The organism is Peribacillus sp. Hz7, assembly GCF_042136355.1.
Lineage (GTDB): Bacteria > Bacillota > Bacilli > Bacillales > DSM-1321 > Peribacillus > Peribacillus asahii_A.
On the sequence record NZ_JBHHJV010000007.1, the window covers coordinates 106933 to 128258 of the forward strand.

Annotated in this window: 21 protein-coding genes; 7 read left to right on the forward strand and 14 right to left on the reverse strand. The window is 37.9% G+C overall.

What is annotated here, in order from left to right; translation table 11 throughout:
• Positions 1–151: 151 nt before the first annotated feature.
• Positions 152–586, forward strand: a complete 435-nt coding sequence (locus ACE199_RS11805; protein ID WP_252295003.1) for a CBS domain-containing protein — start codon at positions 152–154, stop codon at positions 584–586.
• A 685-nt stretch (positions 587–1271) separates the two neighbouring features.
• Here the strand turns inward: ACE199_RS11805 and rlmD are convergent.
• The 3 genes from rlmD to ACE199_RS11820 all read right to left on the reverse strand — a co-directional run bounded on the left by rlmD (position 1272) and on the right by ACE199_RS11820 (position 3885).
• A complete protein-coding gene (rlmD, locus tag ACE199_RS11810; protein WP_375349976.1) occupies positions 1272–2648 on the reverse strand; it encodes a 23S rRNA (uracil(1939)-C(5))-methyltransferase RlmD in 1377 nt (458 codons plus the stop codon).
• A gap of 126 nt (positions 2649–2774) precedes the next feature.
• Positions 2775–3560 (reverse strand): delta-lactam-biosynthetic de-N-acetylase, encoded by a 786-nt coding sequence (gene pdaA / locus ACE199_RS11815; RefSeq protein ID WP_375349977.1) that lies wholly within the window; start codon positions 3558–3560, stop codon positions 2775–2777.
• Between the two features lie 139 nt (positions 3561–3699).
• The gene (locus ACE199_RS11820; RefSeq protein ID WP_127759008.1) at positions 3700–3885 is read right to left on the reverse strand and encodes a hypothetical protein; all 186 of its coding nucleotides are present in this window, start codon (positions 3883–3885) and stop codon (positions 3700–3702) included.
• Between the two features lie 112 nt (positions 3886–3997).
• Between ACE199_RS11820 and ACE199_RS11825 the strand changes: the two genes are divergently transcribed.
• Positions 3998–4144 carry a hypothetical protein gene (locus ACE199_RS11825; RefSeq protein ID WP_164853118.1) on the forward strand — a complete coding sequence of 49 codons (147 nt, stop codon included), beginning with the start codon at positions 3998–4000 and terminating at the stop codon, positions 4142–4144.
• A 113-nt stretch (positions 4145–4257) separates the two neighbouring features.
• Here ACE199_RS11825 and ACE199_RS11830 read toward each other — a convergent pair whose 3' ends face one another.
• Positions 4258–5823 carry a fumarate hydratase gene (locus tag ACE199_RS11830; protein WP_375349978.1) on the reverse strand — a complete coding sequence of 522 codons (1566 nt, stop codon included), beginning with the start codon at positions 5821–5823 and terminating at the stop codon, positions 4258–4260.
• A gap of 344 nt (positions 5824–6167) precedes the next feature.
• A complete protein-coding gene (locus ACE199_RS11835; RefSeq protein ID WP_252282951.1) occupies positions 6168–6350 on the reverse strand; it encodes an SE1561 family protein in 183 nt (60 codons plus the stop codon).
• Between the two features lie 159 nt (positions 6351–6509).
• On the opposite strand from ACE199_RS11835, the gene yfkAB reads away from it, so the two are divergent.
• The gene (yfkAB, locus tag ACE199_RS11840; protein WP_375350051.1) at positions 6510–7628 is read left to right on the forward strand and encodes a radical SAM/CxCxxxxC motif protein YfkAB; all 1119 of its coding nucleotides are present in this window, start codon (positions 6510–6512) and stop codon (positions 7626–7628) included.
• A gap of 93 nt (positions 7629–7721) precedes the next feature.
• On the opposite strand, the gene ACE199_RS11845 is transcribed toward yfkAB, so the two are convergent.
• Positions 7722–8537, reverse strand: a complete 816-nt coding sequence (locus ACE199_RS11845; RefSeq protein WP_375349980.1) for a YfkD famly protein — start codon at positions 8535–8537, stop codon at positions 7722–7724.
• Positions 8538–8719: 182 nt separating this feature from the next.
• The gene (gene cax, locus ACE199_RS11850; protein WP_375349981.1) at positions 8720–9787 is read right to left on the reverse strand and encodes a calcium/proton exchanger; all 1068 of its coding nucleotides are present in this window, start codon (positions 9785–9787) and stop codon (positions 8720–8722) included.
• A gap of 443 nt (positions 9788–10230) precedes the next feature.
• Between cax and ACE199_RS11855 the strand changes: the two genes are divergently transcribed.
• Complete coding sequence (locus ACE199_RS11855) at positions 10231–12150, forward strand: heavy metal translocating P-type ATPase (protein WP_375349983.1); 1920 nt, start codon at positions 10231–10233, stop codon at positions 12148–12150.
• A gap of 265 nt (positions 12151–12415) precedes the next feature.
• On the opposite strand, the gene ACE199_RS11860 is transcribed toward ACE199_RS11855, so the two are convergent.
• The gene (locus tag ACE199_RS11860) at positions 12416–13255 is read right to left on the reverse strand and encodes a YihY/virulence factor BrkB family protein (RefSeq protein ID WP_252292880.1); all 840 of its coding nucleotides are present in this window, start codon (positions 13253–13255) and stop codon (positions 12416–12418) included.
• Positions 13256–13272: 17 nt separating this feature from the next.
• Positions 13273–13659 (reverse strand): YtxH domain-containing protein, encoded by a 387-nt coding sequence (locus tag ACE199_RS11865; protein WP_127759002.1) that lies wholly within the window; start codon positions 13657–13659, stop codon positions 13273–13275.
• Between the two features lie 184 nt (positions 13660–13843).
• Here ACE199_RS11865 and ACE199_RS11870 point away from each other — a divergent pair, with 184 nt between their 5' ends.
• The gene (locus tag ACE199_RS11870) at positions 13844–14068 is read left to right on the forward strand and encodes a DUF1128 domain-containing protein (protein WP_119115680.1); all 225 of its coding nucleotides are present in this window, start codon (positions 13844–13846) and stop codon (positions 14066–14068) included.
• Between the two features lie 43 nt (positions 14069–14111).
• On the opposite strand, the gene map is transcribed toward ACE199_RS11870, so the two are convergent.
• From map to ACE199_RS11890, 4 genes are all read right to left on the reverse strand, one after another.
• Positions 14112–14858: a type I methionyl aminopeptidase gene (gene map / locus ACE199_RS11875; RefSeq protein ID WP_375349984.1), complete on the reverse strand. Its 747-nt coding sequence runs from the start codon at positions 14856–14858 to the stop codon at positions 14112–14114.
• Between the two features lie 225 nt (positions 14859–15083).
• On the reverse strand, positions 15084–15818 hold the full coding sequence (gene motB, locus ACE199_RS11880) for a flagellar motor protein MotB (RefSeq protein WP_252292877.1): 735 nt from the start codon (positions 15816–15818) through the stop codon (positions 15084–15086).
• Complete coding sequence (gene motA / locus ACE199_RS11885) at positions 15811–16602, reverse strand: flagellar motor stator protein MotA (protein WP_375349986.1); 792 nt, start codon at positions 16600–16602, stop codon at positions 15811–15813. Before motA ends, motB begins: the two co-directional genes overlap by 8 nt.
• Before the next feature lie 177 nt (positions 16603–16779).
• Positions 16780–17883: an AbrB family transcriptional regulator gene (locus ACE199_RS11890; RefSeq protein WP_375349987.1), complete on the reverse strand. Its 1104-nt coding sequence runs from the start codon at positions 17881–17883 to the stop codon at positions 16780–16782.
• 193 nt (positions 17884–18076) lie between these two features.
• Here ACE199_RS11890 and mreBH point away from each other — a divergent pair, with 193 nt between their 5' ends.
• Entirely contained in the window at positions 18077–19084 is a 1008-nt protein-coding gene (gene mreBH / locus ACE199_RS11895) for a rod-share determining protein MreBH (protein WP_375349988.1), read from the forward strand.
• A gap of 123 nt (positions 19085–19207) precedes the next feature.
• On the forward strand, positions 19208–20056 hold the full coding sequence (locus ACE199_RS11900; protein ID WP_127758995.1) for a YihY/virulence factor BrkB family protein: 849 nt from the start codon (positions 19208–19210) through the stop codon (positions 20054–20056).
• A 96-nt stretch (positions 20057–20152) separates the two neighbouring features.
• On the opposite strand, the gene ACE199_RS11905 is transcribed toward ACE199_RS11900, so the two are convergent.
• Entirely contained in the window at positions 20153–21319 is a 1167-nt protein-coding gene (locus ACE199_RS11905; protein ID WP_375349989.1) for a DHH family phosphoesterase, read from the reverse strand.
• Positions 21320–21326: the final 7 nt, after the last annotated feature.

Sequence of the window (21326 nt, forward strand, 5' to 3'; positions counted from 1 at the left end):
ATTATTTTGAAGCAGAAAGGCAAAGTGGCAATATTTTAATAAAAAATTGATATAAAAGGCTATGCAGCTTATATTTAGAAAAAAGTTTCCATTAATAATATCTCTAATATTCCCCATCCTATAAAGGATAAATATATTTGGAGGTAAATTCATGGCACAATTAAGAGATATCATGACATCAAATGTTGTTACAGTTAACGAAACACAGACCGTAAAGGAAGCTGCGGCGTTAATGAGCCAATATAATATCGGAGCTATACCCGTAGTAAATAACAGTGAACAACTGGTTGGAATTGTAACGGATCGTGATATTACCCTTCGTACGACAGCACAAGGAGAAAATGCACAAACACCAGTATCTCAAGTCATGACTGCACAGCAAATCGTACAAGGTACACCCGATATGGATGTTCATCAAGCAGCAAACTTGATGGCACAGCAGCAAATTCGTCGATTACCGGTAATCGAAAATGGACAAATAGTAGGAATGGTTGCTTTAGGTGATCTAGCAGTACAAAATCAATATGCAAACGAGGCAGAACAGGCATTACAAAGTATTTCAACTCCTTCCGCACCTCAACAATAGTAAGGGGTTACTTTTATTATCTAAAAAATCATTAGCACAGACCCAGGCATGAGTCTGTGCTAATAATTTTTATAATAGAAGTGAATCACAGGTTTTTACTCAATCAAGAAAAGGTCTGTCATGATTGGTCAATTTACTTTTAAGTTGTCGGAAACATTTAGCTTCTGCAACTCCAAATAGAAAATTTACTATACAAAAAACCGGAAATAGGAAAAGCCTGTTTTGAAAAAAAGATTGGCCAAAACACGATTTTTCTATAATCAATTGAATCATCCCTTTATAAAAAAGTTTGATAATTTTTGTGATCCTTGCTCAATTAAAGCGCCCTTTTGTTGAGGCAGGAGTTTATTATTGGGTTACAACTTCTGTGCAGTTAAAATAAACTCTTTCCTTTTTCCCCCGCTCCAACCCGCATTCCACCGTTCGCAGTTAAAATAAAGTCTTTCCTTTTCTCACGCTTTTTCATCATTTCTGCAAGAAAAAAACCCATTTTTCCGGGCTTTTTTCACGCTTTTTTTCACATTTTTTATCGAGTTAAAAAAGAGATTTTCACTCACGCTTTTTTCACGATTGTTGATATGTCGGGGATAACAGGCGTTTTGCTCCCACTTTTTTGTACAAACTTTATTCCAACTGTGGATGAATTGTGGAAAAAGTTTATTTTAACGTGTAGGATTTCTATTTTTTAGTTACACTTCAATTTCAGCGATACTACCACCTCAACATGACTCGTCTGCGGAAACATATCCACAGGCTGCATATATTCCACTTTATACAGCTTGCTTAATTCATGTATGTCCTTCGCTAAGGTTGATGGATTACAGGATACATAAACAATTTTCTTCGGTTTGACTTTTAAAATCGTGTTCAGTAAGTTTTGGTCACAGCCTGTTCTCGGTGGGTCGACGACTAAAACGTCTGGTTTCCAACCCTCTTTAATCCAGCGCGGCATCACATTTTCCGCTTTTCCGACTTCGTAACGAACGTTGTTTCGGTTATGACGTTTCGCATTCTTCTTGGCATCATCAATTGATTCTTTGATGACATCCATGCCGCGTACTTCTTTTGCTTCTTCAGATAGCCACAGTCCGATTGTTCCAACTCCACAATACGCATCGACCACTTTTTCTTCGCCTGTCAGTGCTGCTGCTTTTTTGACTTCATCATAGAGCTTCACAGTTTGAATTGGGTTCAGTTGGAAAAATGTACGTGCTGATAGTTCATAGGATAAATCGCCAAGTATTTCATTGATGACCTTTTCACCAGCTAAGTGGATTGTTTTGTCTCCAAAAATGAGCGATGTTTTCTTATTGTTAATGTTTTGAACAATGGATTTCACTTCAGGAAGTTGATCACGAATTTGTTTAATCAGCTTGTCTTTTTGCGGAATGTCTTCTGTTCCCGTTACAAGGACAACTTGAACCTCTCCTGTTTCAAAACCTACACGAGTGATAACCGTCCTAATGACCCCTTTATTCTTTCGTTCGTTATAAATAGGGATGTTTAGGTTTTTTAAAATTTTCTTAACGGTACGCGTTACTTTATTTGTTGCTGAATGCTGCACGAGACAGTTTGGAATATCGATTAAAGAATGTGAGTTTACTCCATACAAGCCAGCAATGAGCTTGCCTTCTTTTAACCCAACTTGATATTGGCTTTTGTTGCGATAGTTCCACGGGTCTTCCATGCCAATTGTATCTTTAATATTTAAAGCAGAAATTGAATTTTTCGTATATCGTTCCATCGCCTGAACGACGATATCACGTTTTTCAACCAGCTGTTGGCTATAGCTTAGATGTTGCAGCTGGCAGCCGCCGCACTCCGCATAAATCGGACATGGTGCCTGAATGCGATGTGGGGATGATTTACGAATCGTTTTAATTTTTGCTTCAGAAAATTTAGGTTGAACTTTCGTTGCAACCGCAACTATTTCTTCTCCTGGCAACGCACCTGGAACGAAGACGACTTTCTTTTTAAAATAACCGACTCCTTCTCCGTTAATACCGAGTCGTTTGATTGTTAAGGGAAACGTTTGATTTATTTCTAATTGATCGTTTGTCATTTCTTTTCACTCCGTTTTTCCATGCTTCAAAAGCATATACGTCTCTTTGACAGTTTGCAACGTATTATATCATGTTTTTATCCAGAATAGAAAAACAGAGCCCAAAATGAGGGCTCCACTTTATCATTAATACAGCATGCGATTCGGCAATTGCTGCTCAATCATTAAATCATCCAAACTTTTAAATACATACCCTTGTTTTTTCAAATCCGTTAAAATAGAATCAAGTGCATCAGCATTGTCTTTTGAAACCGTATGGATAAGCATGATAGCCCCTGGGTGAATTTGTTTCATCACTTCACCGTGAGCATAGGCTGCTCCTTTTTGTTCATCAACAACCCAATCTTTATAAGCAAGTGACCAAAATATATGGTAATACCCTTCTTCTTTAGCTATTTTCATCGTTCTTTCATTAAACACTCCACGCGGCGGACGCAAATAATTCATCATTTGCTGACCTGTTAACTCTGCTGTTTTTTCTTTGACTTGACGTAATTCTGACCGAATCTGTTCATCCGTCATAGCCGTCATATCCGGATGTGTCCAAGAATGGTTTCCTACGATATGACCTTCGTTTACCATTCTTTTCACAAGGTCCGGTACTGTTTTTAAATAATGACCTGTTACAAAAAAAGTAGCTGGTACGTTTTGTTTTTTAAGTACATCTAAAATTTGGCCTGTGTAGCCGTTTTCATAACCATTATCAAACGTTAAATAGATCTCTTTTTTCGAGGTATCTCCTAAATAAACCGCTTCATATTTCGGAAGCATTTCGTCGAATTTCTGTCCTGCTTCAGCTGGTTTTCCATTGCTTCCTTTCTTCATTCCCCAATTATATGATTCGGCAAAAGCCGGAGTTGCTAATGCCCATAATACACTCCAAATCGTCAATAAACAGATTAGTTTCTTCATCTTTATTTAATCCCCCAAAATGCTTTTCTCTTAGTGTTGGGCATAAAAACATTTATATGTAAGGAGAAGGAATTGGCATGATTCCAATAAAAAACCACCCCTCCAATATAAAAGAAGGATGGTCCCAATCTATATTGATTTATCGTTTAAACAATGATTCTAATGCTTTCCAAACAATAATGACAGCGAAAAGCAAGACAACAACAATGCCAATTACAGCCAAAATAGGTTCGAGTCCAGCAAAAATTGTACCAGCGACAGGAAGAAGGATAAAAGCAAAACCGGCTAATAGAGCAAAGAAGTATAACCAATAATTATTTTGCATACCATTCCCTCCTTTCTGCTACTATTATATGCTCGTCATTTTCAAATATTTGGACATTTCGGAAATAATTTTTTCTCTTGAGCATATATTTTTGCTAAAAGGAGGCGCTTTCATGGCTGAATGGTGGATCATTTCGATGGGGTTTATTTTTTGTCTCGGCTTAGTAGGCGGCGGCTTTGTCTATGTCCTCAAAAAAGCATTGAATTCGAAAGATGCCACAACCATTGATCCTTTGCCAAGTGAAGAAAATGAAAGCTAAGAAAAGCGCAAGGTTTCTAGAGCTAGACATCAAGACATGTCTGAAATTTTACACCTTCAATCATCTTATAAAAAACGGGTGCTCTCTCTATTGGAGAGGCACCCGCTTCTTTCTTATTTAAATACTGTTTCTTTAAACTTAGCTAATTTTTCTAATGATGTTTGTTGAACGTCTTTGTGTAAGCTGTTTCCGTGTGAGTCCATCGTAACAACCGCCGTGAAACCTTCAACACTTAAGTGCCACATTGCTTCAGGGATACCGAACTCTGTAAAGTTCACACCGTCAACAGATTTGATACAATCTGCATAGTACTGAGCCGCTCCACCGATTGCGTTTAAGTAAACACCGCCGTGCTCTTCAAGCGCCGCCAATGTTTTTGGTCCCATTCCGCCCTTACCGATAACAGCACGGATTCCGAATCTCTTCATGATATCCCCTTGGTATGGTTCTTCACGGATACTTGTTGTTGGACCAGCTGCTTTTACATGCCATTTACCTTCGTCATCTTTCAGCATAACTGGACCACAGTGATAAATAATTTGACCATCTAAATCGATTGGTGAATCATTTTCAGATAAGTGCTTGTGGATTGCATCACGGCCTGTGTACATTCTACCGTTAATATGAACAACGTCACCGACTTTAAGTTCACGGATTTTCTCTTCTGTAATTGGTGCTTCTAGAACAACCTCACGAGGTCCTTCTACAGCTGCTTCAGATGCTGCTGCTGTTTCTTGCTCTGCTTGCTTATCTTCAAGTGCGAAGTCGATTTTTTCGCCTTCTTGATATAACCATTCGTTAATTTCACCTGTTTCAGGGTTTACTTTCACACCTAAGCGACGGAATGCCCAACAGTTGTACGCAACAGAAACGAAGAAACTTGCTGGAAGACGGTGCATAACACCAATTTTACAACCTAATAATGTTGTTTCACCGCCAAAGCCCATTGTTCCGATTCCTAATTCATTTGCATGCTCCATTACGTATTCTTCTAATTTACGAAGATCTTCGTTTGGATTTACATCATCATTGCTGCGGAAAAGTTGCGCTTTTGCTAAATCGTATCCTGAAGAGCGATCTCCACCAATTCCAACACCGATGAATCCAGCACTACATCCTTGCCCTTGTGCTTGGTACACAGAGTGCATGATACATTTACGAATACCATCTAGGTCACGACCTGCTTTGCCAAGCCCTTCAAGCTCACATGGAAGGCTGTATTGAATATTTTTATTTTCACAACCGCCACCTTTAAGAATTAGGCGCGCATCGATATAATCTTTACCCCATTGTTCAAATTTGATAACCGGAAGACCTTCTCCTAAGTTATCACCACTATTTTCCCCTGTTAAAGAGTCAACTGCATTTGGACGAAGCTTTCCTGCTTTTGTCGCAAGAACTAACGCATTGCGAACTGCTTCTGCAATTTCAAGTTGATTTACGCCAACTGGTGTTTTAATTTTGAATGTTGGTAGTCCTGTATCTTGACAGATTGGAGATACATTATCATCCGCCATTGTAATGTTATTTGTAATCGTTGCCAAACTCATTGCTGAACGTGTACCAGCATTTTCGCGTGCTTTTGCACCTTTAATTGCACGACGCACGTCTTTTGGTAAATTTGTAGATGTTTCTACAATTAGACTGTACATACTTTCTTGAAATTTAAACATATCCATCTTGCAGTCCCCCTCAATCCCCTATATTTAATTGCGATGTCTATGTTTCTCTGGACGTAGACATCACTAAATGAATTTAATACCTGTTTCATTATACATCTATCCCTATATTTCGAAAAGACAGACTTTTTATTTCATTAGAAAACTTGTCTCTGACATGCTTGTAGAAAAAGACATAGCAACCCTTATACAACAGCTTTAGACATTGCCATTACGTCAAAACCAATCGCCTGCACCCAATTTATCCCAATGTTATTTTCCAAAATAAAACCTTGTTTTTTAAAAAACAAGGTTTTATTGAATATTCAACGAAAAGGACTCATACTATCGTACAAATCCTACTCTTATCCGCGGCTCTTGAATTGTTCGACTTTCTCTTCTAATTCGTCAATCATATTAATTAAACGATCAATATCTTCTAACTCTGTATGTTCAGGTTCAATGCTATCTAGAACCTCCATAAATATCGTTAAACGTTCCTTCAAATACTTAACTTGATCATCTTTACTGTGAATGGTTTTTCCCATGAAAACATTCTCCTTCCGTCTTCGTCTATTTATCGTATCGAATCTATATATAAAGTGCAATTGAAATCTCGCCCGAAGCGTCCCATTATTGACATTAATTATTCGGTTTGTTCATAATGGGTTAGTGCATTAATACGTAAGGAGCCTTAGACTATGACAATGAAAGAAACGATACTAACACCAATCACTCCCGAGCATGATCCTTGGGAAGCCTATATGGATATTGAGCAATACGGAAAAATGACGCTAACCAACGTCGAGTTTACGACAACAACCCTTTGTAATATGCGTTGTGAGCATTGTGCTGTAGGCTATACATTACAGCCAAAAGACCCTGATGCCCTTCCATTAGAGCTACTGATTCAGCGCCTCGATGAGATTACAACATTACGTTCCCTTAGCATTACCGGCGGCGAGCCGATGCTATCTAAAAAATCCGTAAAAAATTATGTGTTGCCTTTATTGAAATATGCACATAGTCGTGGGGTACGCACACAAATCAATTCTAACTTAACCCTTGATTTAGAACGTTATGAAGACATTATTCCTTATTTAGATGTTCTACATATTTCCCACAATTGGGGGACGATCGATGAATTTATCGACACAGGTTTCGCAATGATGGATCGAAAACCAACACGTGAGCAACGTAAAAAATTATTCGATCAAATGATCACGAATTCCCGTGCTTTATCGAATGCTGGGGTACTGGTTTCTGCTGAAACAATGTTAAATAAACGAACCTTACCCTATTTAGATCATATTCATAAGCAAGTTGTGGAAGAAATGGGCTGTAAACGCCATGAAGTGCATCCTATGTATCCCAGCGATTTTGCTTCAGCATTAGAAACGCTTCCTTTAAATCAAATGCGTGAAGCTATTCATCACTTACTGGATATTCGCGATGAAAATGTATGGATGCTATTTGGGACCCTTCCTTTTTATCCATGCAGCAATAATAAAGAAGATTTAGAGCTGCTAAAACGTTTGTACAATTCGAAAAAAGTAACCGTCCGAAATGACCCAGACGGACGCTCCCGCTTAAATATAAATATTTTCACGGGCGAAGTAATTGTCACTGATTTTGGCGATGCACCGTCGCTTGGGAACATTGTCGATCAACCACTTACCAAATCCTATGAAACGTGGATGAACTCTAAGCTGGCCGCTCAACTCAATTGCCACTGTCCAGCTGTAAAATGTCTCGGACCAAATGTGTTAGTGAAAAATGCTTATTATCCGAAAACAGACTTTCAAAGTCGTACGTCTCGTATTTAAGAAATATGCGAAAAATCAACTGTACTCTAATGATAAAGCCTTGTAAAAAACTCGCCAATTGCTGGCGAGTTTTTTATTTGAATGCATTCTTCCTTACCTCGGTTGTTGTGAAGCTGTAAAACTAAATGAGAGATGATCTTGAATAGGAATCCATGCCCCGATTCCTTGCGAAGTTATATTTTTAATCGTTAAAGTGCGCTTGCTGCCTTTTAAATTCAAATATACCTCACCATATGTGACTTTTCCTTTTTCATTGACAGCAGAAGCATAACCGTACAAATAACCAAGTCGTTTAGCTGGAATATTATATACGTGATCTTTTTTCGTTCCTGCTCCGATAATTGTCTCGAAAGCAAGTGGTAGTTTCGTTTTTTCTGTTGCTTTTAACAGCATCATTTTTTGTACATCTTCCGCTTTAGGAATCTTTGCTGTTAATCCACCATGTACAGTTTTTTGCGCTTCTTGAACATAGTGAATACTGTACGGGAGATTACCTCCGCGATTATCATAATAATTCGTATTCACCTTTTGATATTCCCAGTTAGGCGCTGTCTCAGTTGATTGATAATTTAATGCCCAATGCCCAAGATAAATCGTGGCACGATAGCCAAAGGCAAGGGGAGCTTTAGCAATGGTTGATTCATTTAACATACGAATCAATTCAGGGTTTTCAATGGGTACATCTGAAGAATCAAGCAATTGCTGTGCTAATTCACTAGGTTGTAAACGTGGCAAGTCTTGAGTTGGATTCGGATACGTATTTTCCTTCGTAATATTTAAAACAGCTGGAGGAATAGAAGTTTTCATAGAAGTTGCCTTTTTGACATCTGTTTTTTGCACAGCTCCTCCGATATCCGCTCCAATGAATGAACACATTAAAATGGCCAAAATCATTACTAGTCTTCTCATGGTGTCGCGCTCCTTTTAAAGAGAATAAGTCAATTGTCTATAGATTTTGTTCGTAGACCGTATTCTATACACAAGGTCGCTTCTCCAAACTTTTCCTTTCCTGCATAAGAAAAGAACAAAGCACCGGAAGCTAGACACCAAACTGTTTAGAAATTTATATTTTTTAACCTTTTAGCTTTGTTCTATAATAAATAAAAGCCAATTCCCATAATGACGTAAGCTGCCAGTAACGTTAATCCTTCAAACCAGTTTGTTTCACCATCATTCGAAATCATAATCATTAAAAATACCGCTGTTACCATCGAAATGAGCTCAGGCCAGGTGAACACAAGCGGCATATACGTTGGGAAAAGTAAAGATAGCAAAACTAAAACAGGAGCGACGAACATAGCGATTTGCAGCGTAGACCCAACTGCAATTTCTACAGCAATATCCATTTTATTTTTATAAGCCATAATAATCGCTGAAGCATGTTCAGCAGCATTTCCAACAATTGCTACAATGATGACCCCAATAAACAGCTCTGTCCAGCCAAATGTCTCCCCTACTTCACTAAACGTATGAACAAGATTTTCTGAAACGTAAGCAACCGCAACAGTCGCAGCTGCCAGCACGCCTATAGCCGCCTTTTTGCCCCATTCAGGTTCTTCCTCTTCATGCTCTCCTAGCGCTGCACCTTTTTCTGTCGGCTGATAAACCCCACGATGTGTTACTAGCTTAAAGAATAAAGCCGCCAAATAGAGAACAATTAAAATAACGGAAATACCAATACTTAGTGACATAGTTTCTACATCATTCATATTTTGACTAAACACTTCCGGAATAACAAACGCTACAATAACCGCAAAAATCAACAATCCCGCATTATGTCTTGCATCATATACATTAAACGTCTGCCTTTTATATTTCGTACCACCGATAAAAAACGATAATCCGGCTACTAATAATAAGTTTCCCAAGACAGAGCCAGTTAAAGAGGCTAATACGATACCGACTAAGCCCGCTTTTAATGAAAAAATGGAAATAATGAGTTCGACTGCGTTCCCAAAAGTCGCATTCAATAATCCCCCAATTCGCGGTCCCAACACAATAGCTAGACTCTCCGTTGCTCGCCCCATAAAGCTAGCTAAAGCTACAATCGTTAAACAGTACACAACGAACATAACAACACTTGGCCAATGCAATAATGATCCAATCACAGAAAGCGGAACACCAACTAACACAAGAATTAGAAAGATTTTATTTGTCATTTTATCAAGCCACCAACTTTCACATTAAAATAAGCAAATTCCTTTTCAATGTATTACTACACCAATCACTCTATGTTCCACTAATATCCCCATTTTCTTTCAAGATATAAGTAACTGTAGATTACAAATCCCCTAATTCTTTTCTATAGGTCTTATTAAACAATCAACAAAGCTATATAACACCACCTTTCCATCTAAAGTACAATTAGTTATCTAATTATATTTTTTACTAAATTAGAATTATTATAGTTTACTTTTTTGGGAAATATGATATTATATAAACAATCAAACATAGACAAAAAGCCGATATTCATTGCTGTCATTGAATAAACAATGGCAGCTTTCATCTTTTTTTAACGAAATGCAGATGATTATCTTTCTCACTTAAATATCACCTAACTGAGAAAAGCTATCATCATAATTAAGAAATCGGGGGGAAGACAATGACTACAGATACGAAGCAATTACGACAGCCTGCTACACTGGAATCATCGTGGCTTGAAAAAGTAAAACCGCATCTTGAACTGATTGCCGCTCTACTTAGTGGTGTTTTAATCTTAGCTGGATGGCTACTGGATAAGAATGGACTTGGAACAAGTGCTGTTATCATCTATTTAATGGCTTTTATAATCGGTGGATTTGCCAAAGCAAAAGAAGGCATTGAAGATACGATTGAAGATAAAGAATTGAACGTTGAAATGTTAATGATTTTTGCTGCAATTGGTTCAGCGATTATCGGCTATTGGACAGAAGGTGCCATCTTAATTTTTATCTTTGCATTAAGCGGTGCACTTGAAACATATACAATGAACAAAAGTCATAAAGAAATTTCTGCGTTAATGGATTTGCAGCCAGAAGAAGCGTTGCGCGTCACAAATGGCTATTCAGAAACTATTGCTGTCTCTCAACTTGTTGTCGGTGACCTTATTTTAGTAAAGCCCGGTGAACGAGTCCCATCTGATGGAACCATTACAGATGGACGTACAAACATTGATCAAGCAGCAATTACCGGAGAATCTGTTCCTGTTACAAAATCTGTTGGAGATGAAGTATTCGCTGGAACAGTAAACTTACGTGGAACGATTACCATTGAGATTACAAAACCTAATAGTGAAACATTATTCCAAAAAATTATCACTTTAGTACAATCTGCTCAAAGTGAGAAATCTCCTTCTCAGCTCTTCATTGAGCGTTTTGAAGGAACTTATGTAAAAGTAGTATTAGCCGTTGTAGCACTAATGATGTTTGTCCCTCACTTTGCACTCGGCTGGAGTTGGACGGAAACCTTTTATCGTGCCATGATCTTACTTGTTGTCGCGTCACCATGTGCTCTAGTGGCTTCGATTATGCCTGCAACGCTATCAGCAATTTCCAATGGGGCTCGACATGGTATTTTATTTAAAGGTGGCGTTCACCTTGAAAACTTGGGCAACTTACAAGCAATTGCATTAGATAAAACAGGTACATTAACAAAAGGAAAACCGGAAGTAACGGATATCGTTATTCGTGAAAACTTACAAGAAGAAGATTTTCTCCTTCGTGTCGCTTCTATCGAGAATTATTCAAACCATCCGCTTGCAACAGCGATAGTACGTTATGCAAAGTCTCGTATTACTAAAGAATTAGTGAAACCAACTGATATGGAAGATATATCTGGAAATGGTGTTCAAGCGTACTTTGGAAACGAATTTTGGCAAGTGGGCCGCGCAAGCTTTGTTGGTCGTGATGAAGCTGAGCAGTTCCAAAACGGAATCGCTCTTTCCCTTGCAAACGAAGGAAAAACAATTGTCTTCGCCAAAGATGAACATGGAATTGCCGGGATTATCACTTTAAAGGATGTCGTTCGTGAAGAAACGGTGAAAGCGATTGAAGCATTAAAGAAAGAAGGCATATACACAGTCATGCTAACAGGAGACGGTGAAAAAACAGCAAGAGCAATCGCAATTGAAAGTCATATTGATGCTTATATTGCTGAATGTCTTCCAGAAACAAAGGTTGATGAAATTAAAAAACTAAAAGAACAATTTGGCACAGTCGCTATGGTTGGGGATGGAATCAATGATGCTCCTGCTCTCGCAACAGCTTCTGTCGGGATTGCAATGGGAGAAGGTACAGATGTAGCTCTTGAAACAGCCGATGTTGTGTTGATGAAAAACAACCTGCCGCGAATTGCGGAAGCCGTAAAATTATCCAAGAAAATGAATCGAATTATTAAACAGAATGTAATTTTCTCAATTGTTGTGATCATGCTTTTAATCGCTTCTAATTTCCTCCAATTCCTAGATTTACCATACGGTGTAATTGGTCATGAAGGAAGCACAATCTTAGTTATTTTAAATAGCTTGAGGTTATTAAGAAGCTAAGAACAAAAGCGTAAGCATGTTAATCCGCCACGACATAAATACTAAAATAAAGAGGGCCCCTTTACGAAGAAGGAGCCCTCTATTATTAATGGTAACCGTTCTTTCCGTTCGCTGAGCCTGATGTTTTATGCTTTGAACGCTTTTTCCCTTTTTGTTTTGTGCTGCCATCTTTTTTTGCGCTATTGCTCATAATCAAGTGCCTCCCTTTATAAAGATGTGTACAAATAAAGTATTCGACAAAAACCAATGTCTCATGTTAGGCAAATTACGCGCAATCTGGCTTTTTTTTCTCACTGACTGAAGCATTTATTTCTCCGCCAATAATAATGATAATTCCACTTAAATAAAACCAAATCATTAACACGATAATCCCGCCAAGACTTCCGTACGTTGTCGAATAATGCCCAAATTTCTCTACATAAAAGGAAAATGCCAAGGACATAAAAACCCAGCCTACTGTAGCAAATATCGCTCCAGGAAGTACACTTAAACACTTTAATTTCTTATTAGGAGCAATCCAATATAGCATAAAGAAAACAAAAAAAAGAACAACAGAGCTAATCAACCATCGCAGCGTATTCCAAACGTTAATAAATTCTTCTGAAAAACCAAACTTTGCGAATAAAAAGAAAACAATTTGTTTTCCAAACAGCGGAAGTAATAAAGCGGCAAGAAAAACAAAAACCATCGCTAATGTGAGAATAATCGACATTCCCCGGGCAATAAAAAAAGAACGGTTTTCTGTTACGTCGTATGCTCGATTAAAAGCACGAATGATGGCATTAAGTCCATTAGATGCTGACCAAAGAGTAACAAAAATCCCAAATGAAAGTAACTTCCCATTCCCTTTCATCATCTTATTTAAGTTTTCTTCAATTAACTCCATGGACTTCTCTGGAGCAAAAGTATGCACCGTTCGTAAAATTTCCTCTTCAGAGTATGGTAAATACGCGACTAACGTAAACAAAACAATAAGAAGTGGAAATAGTGATAGCAGGAAGAAGTAAGAAAGTTGAGCAGCAAGACCAGATACATCATCAGCTTTTATTTTTTCTAGAAGTGTTTTAAAGAAGCTCCATCTCAGCATCACTCTTTTTACCACCATGCCACCACCTCGATTGTCTACTTCACCTGTTGTTCGCTTAGTCCTGCCTTTTTCTTTTCAGCAACGAAAGCCTCTTTCGTTTCTTCAATCATTTGTGAGACTTCTGATGGAATATGACTCAATTCTTCTACAGTATCTACAAGAAGCGCAACCTCATCCGACACTTTCGTCACGGTTGTCCTCATTTGTGTTGTAGCTTCTCGTACTTGATCAATGACACGGTCTGGATTTTTTGCCAGATAGTTAATACGTTCGCACCATTGCTTCGTACTTGCTTTTACACTATGTCTCGTTGATTTATCAAGAAGGCTTAAACAGCCTCCAACAACGGCACCTATCACTACAGCTTGAACAAATTTACTCTTCGGTTCTTCTTTCCTATAGTGTCTGCTTTCCCTACTCATCTATACCCCTCCTTGTCGTATATTAAATCATCTGATATTCCAAGTATATCCAATAATTTAGTTGTTTGTATATTTTTTATTTCTTTCTAAAATAGTTGTGATTAGAACGTACTGTTTCCATTGACTTCTATTCGTAATCATGAAAAGATGAACATAATTGAAAAAGAACGAGAGGATGGTAAACATGGATTTAACAAAAAATAGCCCAGAAGCAGTGGAATTTATGGTAGAAGCAATTAAAGAAAAGCTAAGAATGATGAATATTGGTGCGATTAAATCTGATTCATTTAATGCCTCTATGTACGAAGAGTTACATGAATTATACGAAATGGTTATGCGTAAAACAAATTTCAGCCCAAGCGAAATGGAAGCCATTGCTGAAGAATTAGGCCGATTACGTAATGTGTAACAATAAAACAAAGGGACGGATTAATAAGCTCCGTCCCTTCTTCTTATTGTTCAGTTAAAATAATCGGACCGTTTTTAGTAATCGCTAATGTATGTTCATACTGTGCTGAATATTTTCCATCAGCCGTTGAAGCAGTCCAACCATTCGCATCTCTCACCGCTTCGTAAGTACCAACGTTCACCATCGGTTCAATTGTAAAGACCATCCCTTCTTTCAAGCGCAGCCCTTTATGAGGTAATCCATAATGCGGCACTTGTGGATCTTCATGAATCACATTACCGATACCATGACCGATAAAGTCACGTACAACCGAAAAACCTTCCGCTTCCACATAAGACTGAATCGCATGACCAATATCTCCAATTCGATTGCCTGCAACCGCAACCTCAATTGCACGATATAGAGATTCTTTTGTTACAGCTAATAAATGTTCCGTTTCTTTAGACACTTTACCGACTGGATAAGTCCATGCTGAATCAGAAAGCGTCCCATTATAATTCACTACCATATCAATCGTCACAATATCCCCACCTTTCAGCGGTGTTTTCCGAGGGAAACCATGACAAATTTCTTCATTGATGCTCGCACATGTTGCATATTTATATCCTTTATATCCTTTTTGCTCTGGTTTTGCTCCATGCTGTTTTAAATAGGCTTCTACAAATTCTTCAATTTCCCAAGTTGTCACACCCGGTTGAATAAGCTTCGCAATTTCCCTGTGGCAAGCAGCTAAAATTTTTCCTGACTCATGCATAGCCTGTATTTCACGTTCAGATTTTAATACGATCAACGATGACACTTCCTTTTTAAAGTAGGCTGTATTAAATACTATTGACTTTGAGCTTATTTTAACAATGCTGAAATGCACTAGAAACCAATAGCTCCATATAACCAAGCCTTAAATTATGATACTCTCTTTATCTTACTGTAAATGTATTCATATGAAAACAATGAGGATACATTTTCTCATAACAAGAAAAAGGAATAAAAAAATCTGTCACTTTGGACAGATTTTTTATTCATCTACGTTTGTTCTTGGCACAATTAAAATTTCAACACGTCGGTTTTTAGCACGGCCTTCCGCCGTTTTGTTAGACGCAACAGGCTTAAATTCACCAAAACCTTTTGCGCTAAACCACTCTGGATCTAATTTATCGTTCTCTAATAAAATTTTCATAAAGTTAACCGCACGCATAACACTCAAATCCCAGTTCGAATCAAATTGATTTGTTTTAATTGGGAGATTATCCGTATGTCCACTAATAACAATACTCCGTGGTGGGTTCATCACAAGAAGCTTCGAAATATCTTTTGCAATCTGCTGATTCTCTTTCCCTACATCAGCAGCCCCTGATTCAAATAAAACATTATCACGAATTGTAACAAGTAAGCCTTCATCTGTAAGCGAAGTGCCTAACTTATCGTTCAACTCTTTATTTTCAATATATGTATTAACTTTACCTTGAATGTGTGAAAGCTCTTCTTGCTCCGTCTTTCCGCTTCCGCCTTGTTTTAAGGACTCTGCATTGTCCATCTGTGTTGTACTAGGAAAGTCCATTACCCCCGCTCCCCCTGTAAACACTTGATTAAAGTAATTAGACATCGAATTGAACTTCTTGGAGTCGATGGAACTGGAAGCAAAGAGAACAATAAAAAGAGCAAGCAAAAGCGTTAAAATATCCGCATAAGGCACTAACCAAGATTCATCGATATGCTCTTCATGATTTCTTTTCTTTTTCTTCCTAGCCATCTTGCTTCACTTCGCCTTCCAGCCACTTCTTCCGATCGTCAGCAGGTAAATATGAAGTTAGCTTCTGCTCAATTGTTCTCGGAGCTTCCCCTTCAATAATAGATAAAATTCCTTCAATCATCATTTCTTTAACTCTTACTTCTTGTTGAGACTTACGTTTTAACTTATTCGCAAATGGATGCCAAAGCACATATCCGGTGTAAATCCCTAGCATAGTTGCGATAAAGGCTGCCGAAATGGCATGTCCTAATGCGTCAATATCGGACATATTTCCTAAAGCAGCAACTAAACCTAATACAGCACCTAGTACCCCAAGCGTTGGCGCATATGTCCCGGCTTGAGTAAAGATTGCCGCACCACCGCGATGTCTCTCTTCCATCGCTTCGATTTCTTCCGTCAAGATATCACGTATGTAATCCGCACTTTGTCCTTCAACAGCAAGATTTAAACCGTTTTTCAAAAACTGATTGTCTATTTGATCTGCGATACTTTCAAGTGCTAACAAACCTTCTTTTCTAGCAATAACCGCCCACTCAGAAAAGGTTTTAATTAACTCCTCTGGTTTTGTTAACTGTTGTTCTGTAAATAAAATTTTAAATAGTTTTGGAACTTTCTTTAATTCAGACATAGGAAATGCTGTTACAACTGCTGCAACAGTCCCAACCATAATAATCATAATAGCTGCTGGATTAATTAATGCTGAAAAAGCAACCCCTTTAAAGAACATTCCCAAGGCTATTGCAATAACACCAAGCAAAACCCCTATTAATGATGCTTTATCCATAATACTCACCCATTCATTTAAAATCTTCTAGTATCTATTTCTTATATCGGAAGGTTGAGTAAAAAAATGAATATATTTTTGTTTTTTCCATACTTCGATTTCTAAAAACTCGTTCATTCATCGAACTCTGACACAAATAAGTCAAACATCCACAGCATCATATACGTAAGCCTTATATCAAACTTTATGATTGGACACCACTGATTTTTTTAGCGCTACCCACTTAATAAGCGGAGAAATCAAAAACAGAATAAATAAAATTCTAAACAGATGGAAACTCGTTACCGTTGAAACATCGATATGAACCGATAAGGCCGTCACAGACATTTCTGCCACTCCGCCTGGAGCAAGGCTTAAAAATAGCTCATTTACAGGTATAGAAACATAAGGCCCTAGAAATACAGCCATTCCATAGCAAAAAGCAATTAATAGAACGTTACTTACAAAAATAACACCGAACATTTTCTTAAACAACTGTGGATTATCTACTCTTAACGTATATCCTAAGTGTGCTCCAATCATTAATTGCGATAAATTTAACCAAAAGCTAGGTACTTCAGGAGCACCAGGACCAACCAAATTGAATAAAGTAGCCGCCAATAAAGGACCTAATAGATGCGGAAGAGGAAAATGAATTTTCTTACCAAGACTAATAAACCCAATAAGAACAAGCAATAATAATAGCGCAAACTTCCAATCATATTGAAGGAAAAAGAAATGCTCATTTGTAATAGGACTAACCGCAACCGCATCATCAGACAATACATGTGTAACAAGCCACGGCACAATCGAAATGACGAGAATCACTCGAAGTGTTTGCATAAAGGTAACAACTGTTTCATCTACACCTTTTAATTCCTCACTTAATATGACCATTTGAGATAACCCGCCTGGAAAACTTCCTAACAATGAAGTACCTGGACGAATGTTCATCCACTTTGCAATCAATAGCCCTGTTAGTACAGTAAATACGGTAATGACTGCCGTTGACAAAAGCATAATTGGTAAATGATGAAGCATCTCTGCCAACGCTTCTTTTGTAAAAGCACTTCCTAGTTGAACACCTAAAATAATTAACCCGAGGCTTCTTAAATTTTTTGACCAATAAAAATAATAGCCGAACTTCAGCTTAGCAATTAAAATAACGAAAAGCGGACCTAGCATCCACGGTAAATACACACCTAAACGTTCGAAAAAATAACCTCCTATAAAAGCGAGAAGAGCTACAATAATCGTCTTTATCGTTGGATTTTCTCGTATACTCTCATTTATCTTCTTCACTACGATACCTTCTTTTTCACCATTTATTTCTCTATTCTAGCATAAAATATGAAATGAATATTTTTCTTAATTCATAACAAACATAATTGTTTATGAAAAAGGTTTAAATTACCAGCTAGAAAAACCCCCACAAAATCCTATCTTTAGGTAGAATAATATTTCGGGGGTCAAAACTCTTAGAGGGGTGACTATATTGTTTAAAAACATAGAAATTGGCATTGATTTAGGAACAGCCAACACATTAGTTTATAGTAAAAATAAAGGGATTATCTTTAATGAACCATCTGTTGTGGCTATTGATTTAAATACGAATCAAGTGTTAGCCGTTGGATTGGATGCAAAAGAAATGATCGGAAAAACTCCAGACCATATTAGAACAGTCCGTCCATTGAAAGATGGGGTCATTGCAGATTTTGATATTACTGCACAGATGCTTAAACATATTATGAAGAAAGCTACGAATTCTGTAAAAGTAGCTATGCGTAAGCCTAACGTTGTCGTGTGTACACCGTTCGGTGCAACAACGGTTGAAAAAAAGGCTATTCAAGATGCAGTAAGCAGCTGCGGAGCCAAGCGTGTTCATCTTATTGAAGAACCAGTAGCCGCGGCCATCGGAGCGGATTTACCGGTAGAAGAACCAATTGCTAATGTCATTGTAGATATTGGAGGAGGAACAACGGAAGTAGCCATTATTTCATATGGCGGCATCGTTTCTTGTCACTCTATTCGAGTTGGCGGTGATCAATTAGACGAAGATATTATACAATACGTACGTAAAACCTATAATTTGTTAATTGGTGAACAAACAGCTGAACAAATAAAAATGGAGATTGGCTATGCACCAATTGATCATTCACCTGTCTCTTTAGATGTTCGCGGGCGTGACCTTGTCACAGGTCTTCCAAAAACGATGACCATTCAGTCTGGAGAAATTCAAGAAGCTATGACAGAATCCTTACTACGTATTTTAGAATCCATTCGTGCGACATTAGAAGAATCACCGCCTGAGTTAAGTGGAGATATCGTCGACCAAGGTGTCATACTGACTGGTGGAGGCGCACTCCTTAACGGGCTGCAAGAATGGTTGTCCCAAAGAATTATCGTCCCTGTTCACCTTACTGCTCAGCCGCTTGAGGCTGTTGTCATTGGTACAGGCCGCTCTCTTGATGTTATTAATCAATTGCAAAAAAAGATTAACTAATGAAAGGTTGCCCATAAATGTTTGGGCAGCCTTTTTATATTGACCTTGCCCTTTCCTTCCTTTAAGGTTAAATTTAACACTTCTACTACCTTGCACATTTTCTAATGCAGGAGGGATCTTATAATGACATGGTTCACTTTTGGAAGACAGCTTATCCAAAAACTCAAGGTTGATCGTGTAACCGGACTCGCTGCTGAACAAGCCTATTATTATTTACTCTCTCTCTTTCCGATGCTTATTTTATTACTTTCTATTTTGCCTTATTTATCTATCAATCCCCAAGCTGCTTTAACATTTCTGCATGACTTTGTTCCTTCAGAAACGAATCAACTCATCGAAGAAACGATTATTACTATTTTAAGTGAACGTAATGGCCGTCTGCTAACAATCGGTATTATCGGCACCATCTGGTCTGCTTCAAATGGGATGAATGCTTTTATTCATTCGATGAATATTGCTTTTGAGGTACAAGAAACAAGGAGTTTTATCATGACTCGTTTGCTTTCTATTATTTTAACATTTGGAATCATATTAGCTTTTATTGTAGCCCTTGCTTTGCCTGTATTTGGTCAGGTTCTCCTTGATTTCGTCAATCAATTATTTCCAATTTCGGATTATGGCCAAAGACTTTTCCATCTGTTACGCTGGGTCATTGCCGTTGTTGTAATCTCGATTGTACTAGCTTTTTTATATCAAATTGCTCCAAGTAAGCCTCTTCCATTGCAGCATGTTTGGATTGGAGCTGTTACGGCCGCACTTCTTTGGCTTCTCATTTCATTTGGCTTTTCCTTTTATGTAAACAATTTTGGAAACTACTCTGCTACATACGGGAGTTTAGGAGGGGTCATCATCTTAATGCTTTGGTTATTTTTAACCGGATTAGCGCTCATTATCGGTGGAGAAATCAACGCTATTTTACAACGAAATCATACAGCACCACATTCTAAAACAACGAGGCATTTCTTTTTTTAAGAAGGCTATGTTAATGAATAGTGTTGGTTTATATGTTATTTAACAAAACACGAGGAGAAAGAGGATGCCCTGTAGACATCCTCTTTCTCCTTATGTTTATGCTTTTTTTATGTATTCCTCATACGGCTCATCATAAGCGAGCCAAGCACCGAATCTGCGTTTAATATACCTTTCCGCTTCTTGAAAAGTGATAAACGTTTGACTTTGTTGTTTATGATTGATTTCTAAGCCCCACTCATTCTGTTCATTCGGTTTAAGAAAAAGGAGTTGTTTATCCTTTGTCGTATATAAGGAACCTGTTTCAGATTCTTTTACATTGATTTGGTTATTGTGTGCATCACGCTTAATCGGCTCTGAATAAAACGTTTGCTCAATAAATTGTTTAAAGGCTTGTTCTGTTAAATTGCAGCCTGCAGCTTTTTGATGGCCGCCTCCTTCATATTTCCCTGCTACTGAAGAGACATCAATATCATCATGAATTGTACGTAGACTTAATCGTTTACTGCCGACCATTGCAATCGCAATATAATCCAAGTGATTATATTCTTTCGATAACTCATTTCCTAATTCGGAATGATAGGATTCAGCGTGAACAACACCTGCCACATGAGGTCCAACCGCTACTTGATATACTTCACGTTTCTTTCTCTTTATGTATCGATCGACCCGACTTTCTTCTACTTTTAATAAAGTCTCCTCTACTTCATCAAAATCAAAAGAATCAGCATTAGCTAGCTTATTCGTAATTTTTTCCTCAAACTCTTCGATAGAAAACATAAAAAAAAGATCATTTAGCCGTTTCGCTGTGAGATTCTGATTAGCTTCCCACTCCCACGTGTCATATTGACGAACTAATTCAACAAACTCCTCTACGTTTTGTGAACGAGAAAGCCAATTTTGTTGAACTGCGTATTCATAGAACAGAGAAGTAGCGGACGCTAACTTTCCATCTTCCCGTTCAACTGTCACATTCGCCCAAGGATGTGCATTTAAATGTAGAGCTGTTTTATGATGATCAATTAATGTAGCACTACCACCATTCGCAACGAACTGTGAGATTCTTTGTTCATTCTCTTCATTGACAGAAAGATCGGTTACTAGCAACCTTTGTTCTTTATCTGCTTGCTCCAAAAACGCTTCAACTTGGTAATTCAATCGACCAATTGAATTATAACTCACCTGCACATCTTCCCCAAAGGCAAGCTTAGCAACAATACCGCAGCCGACACCATCTAAATCATTATGTGTAAAAAGATGGTACACATAAACC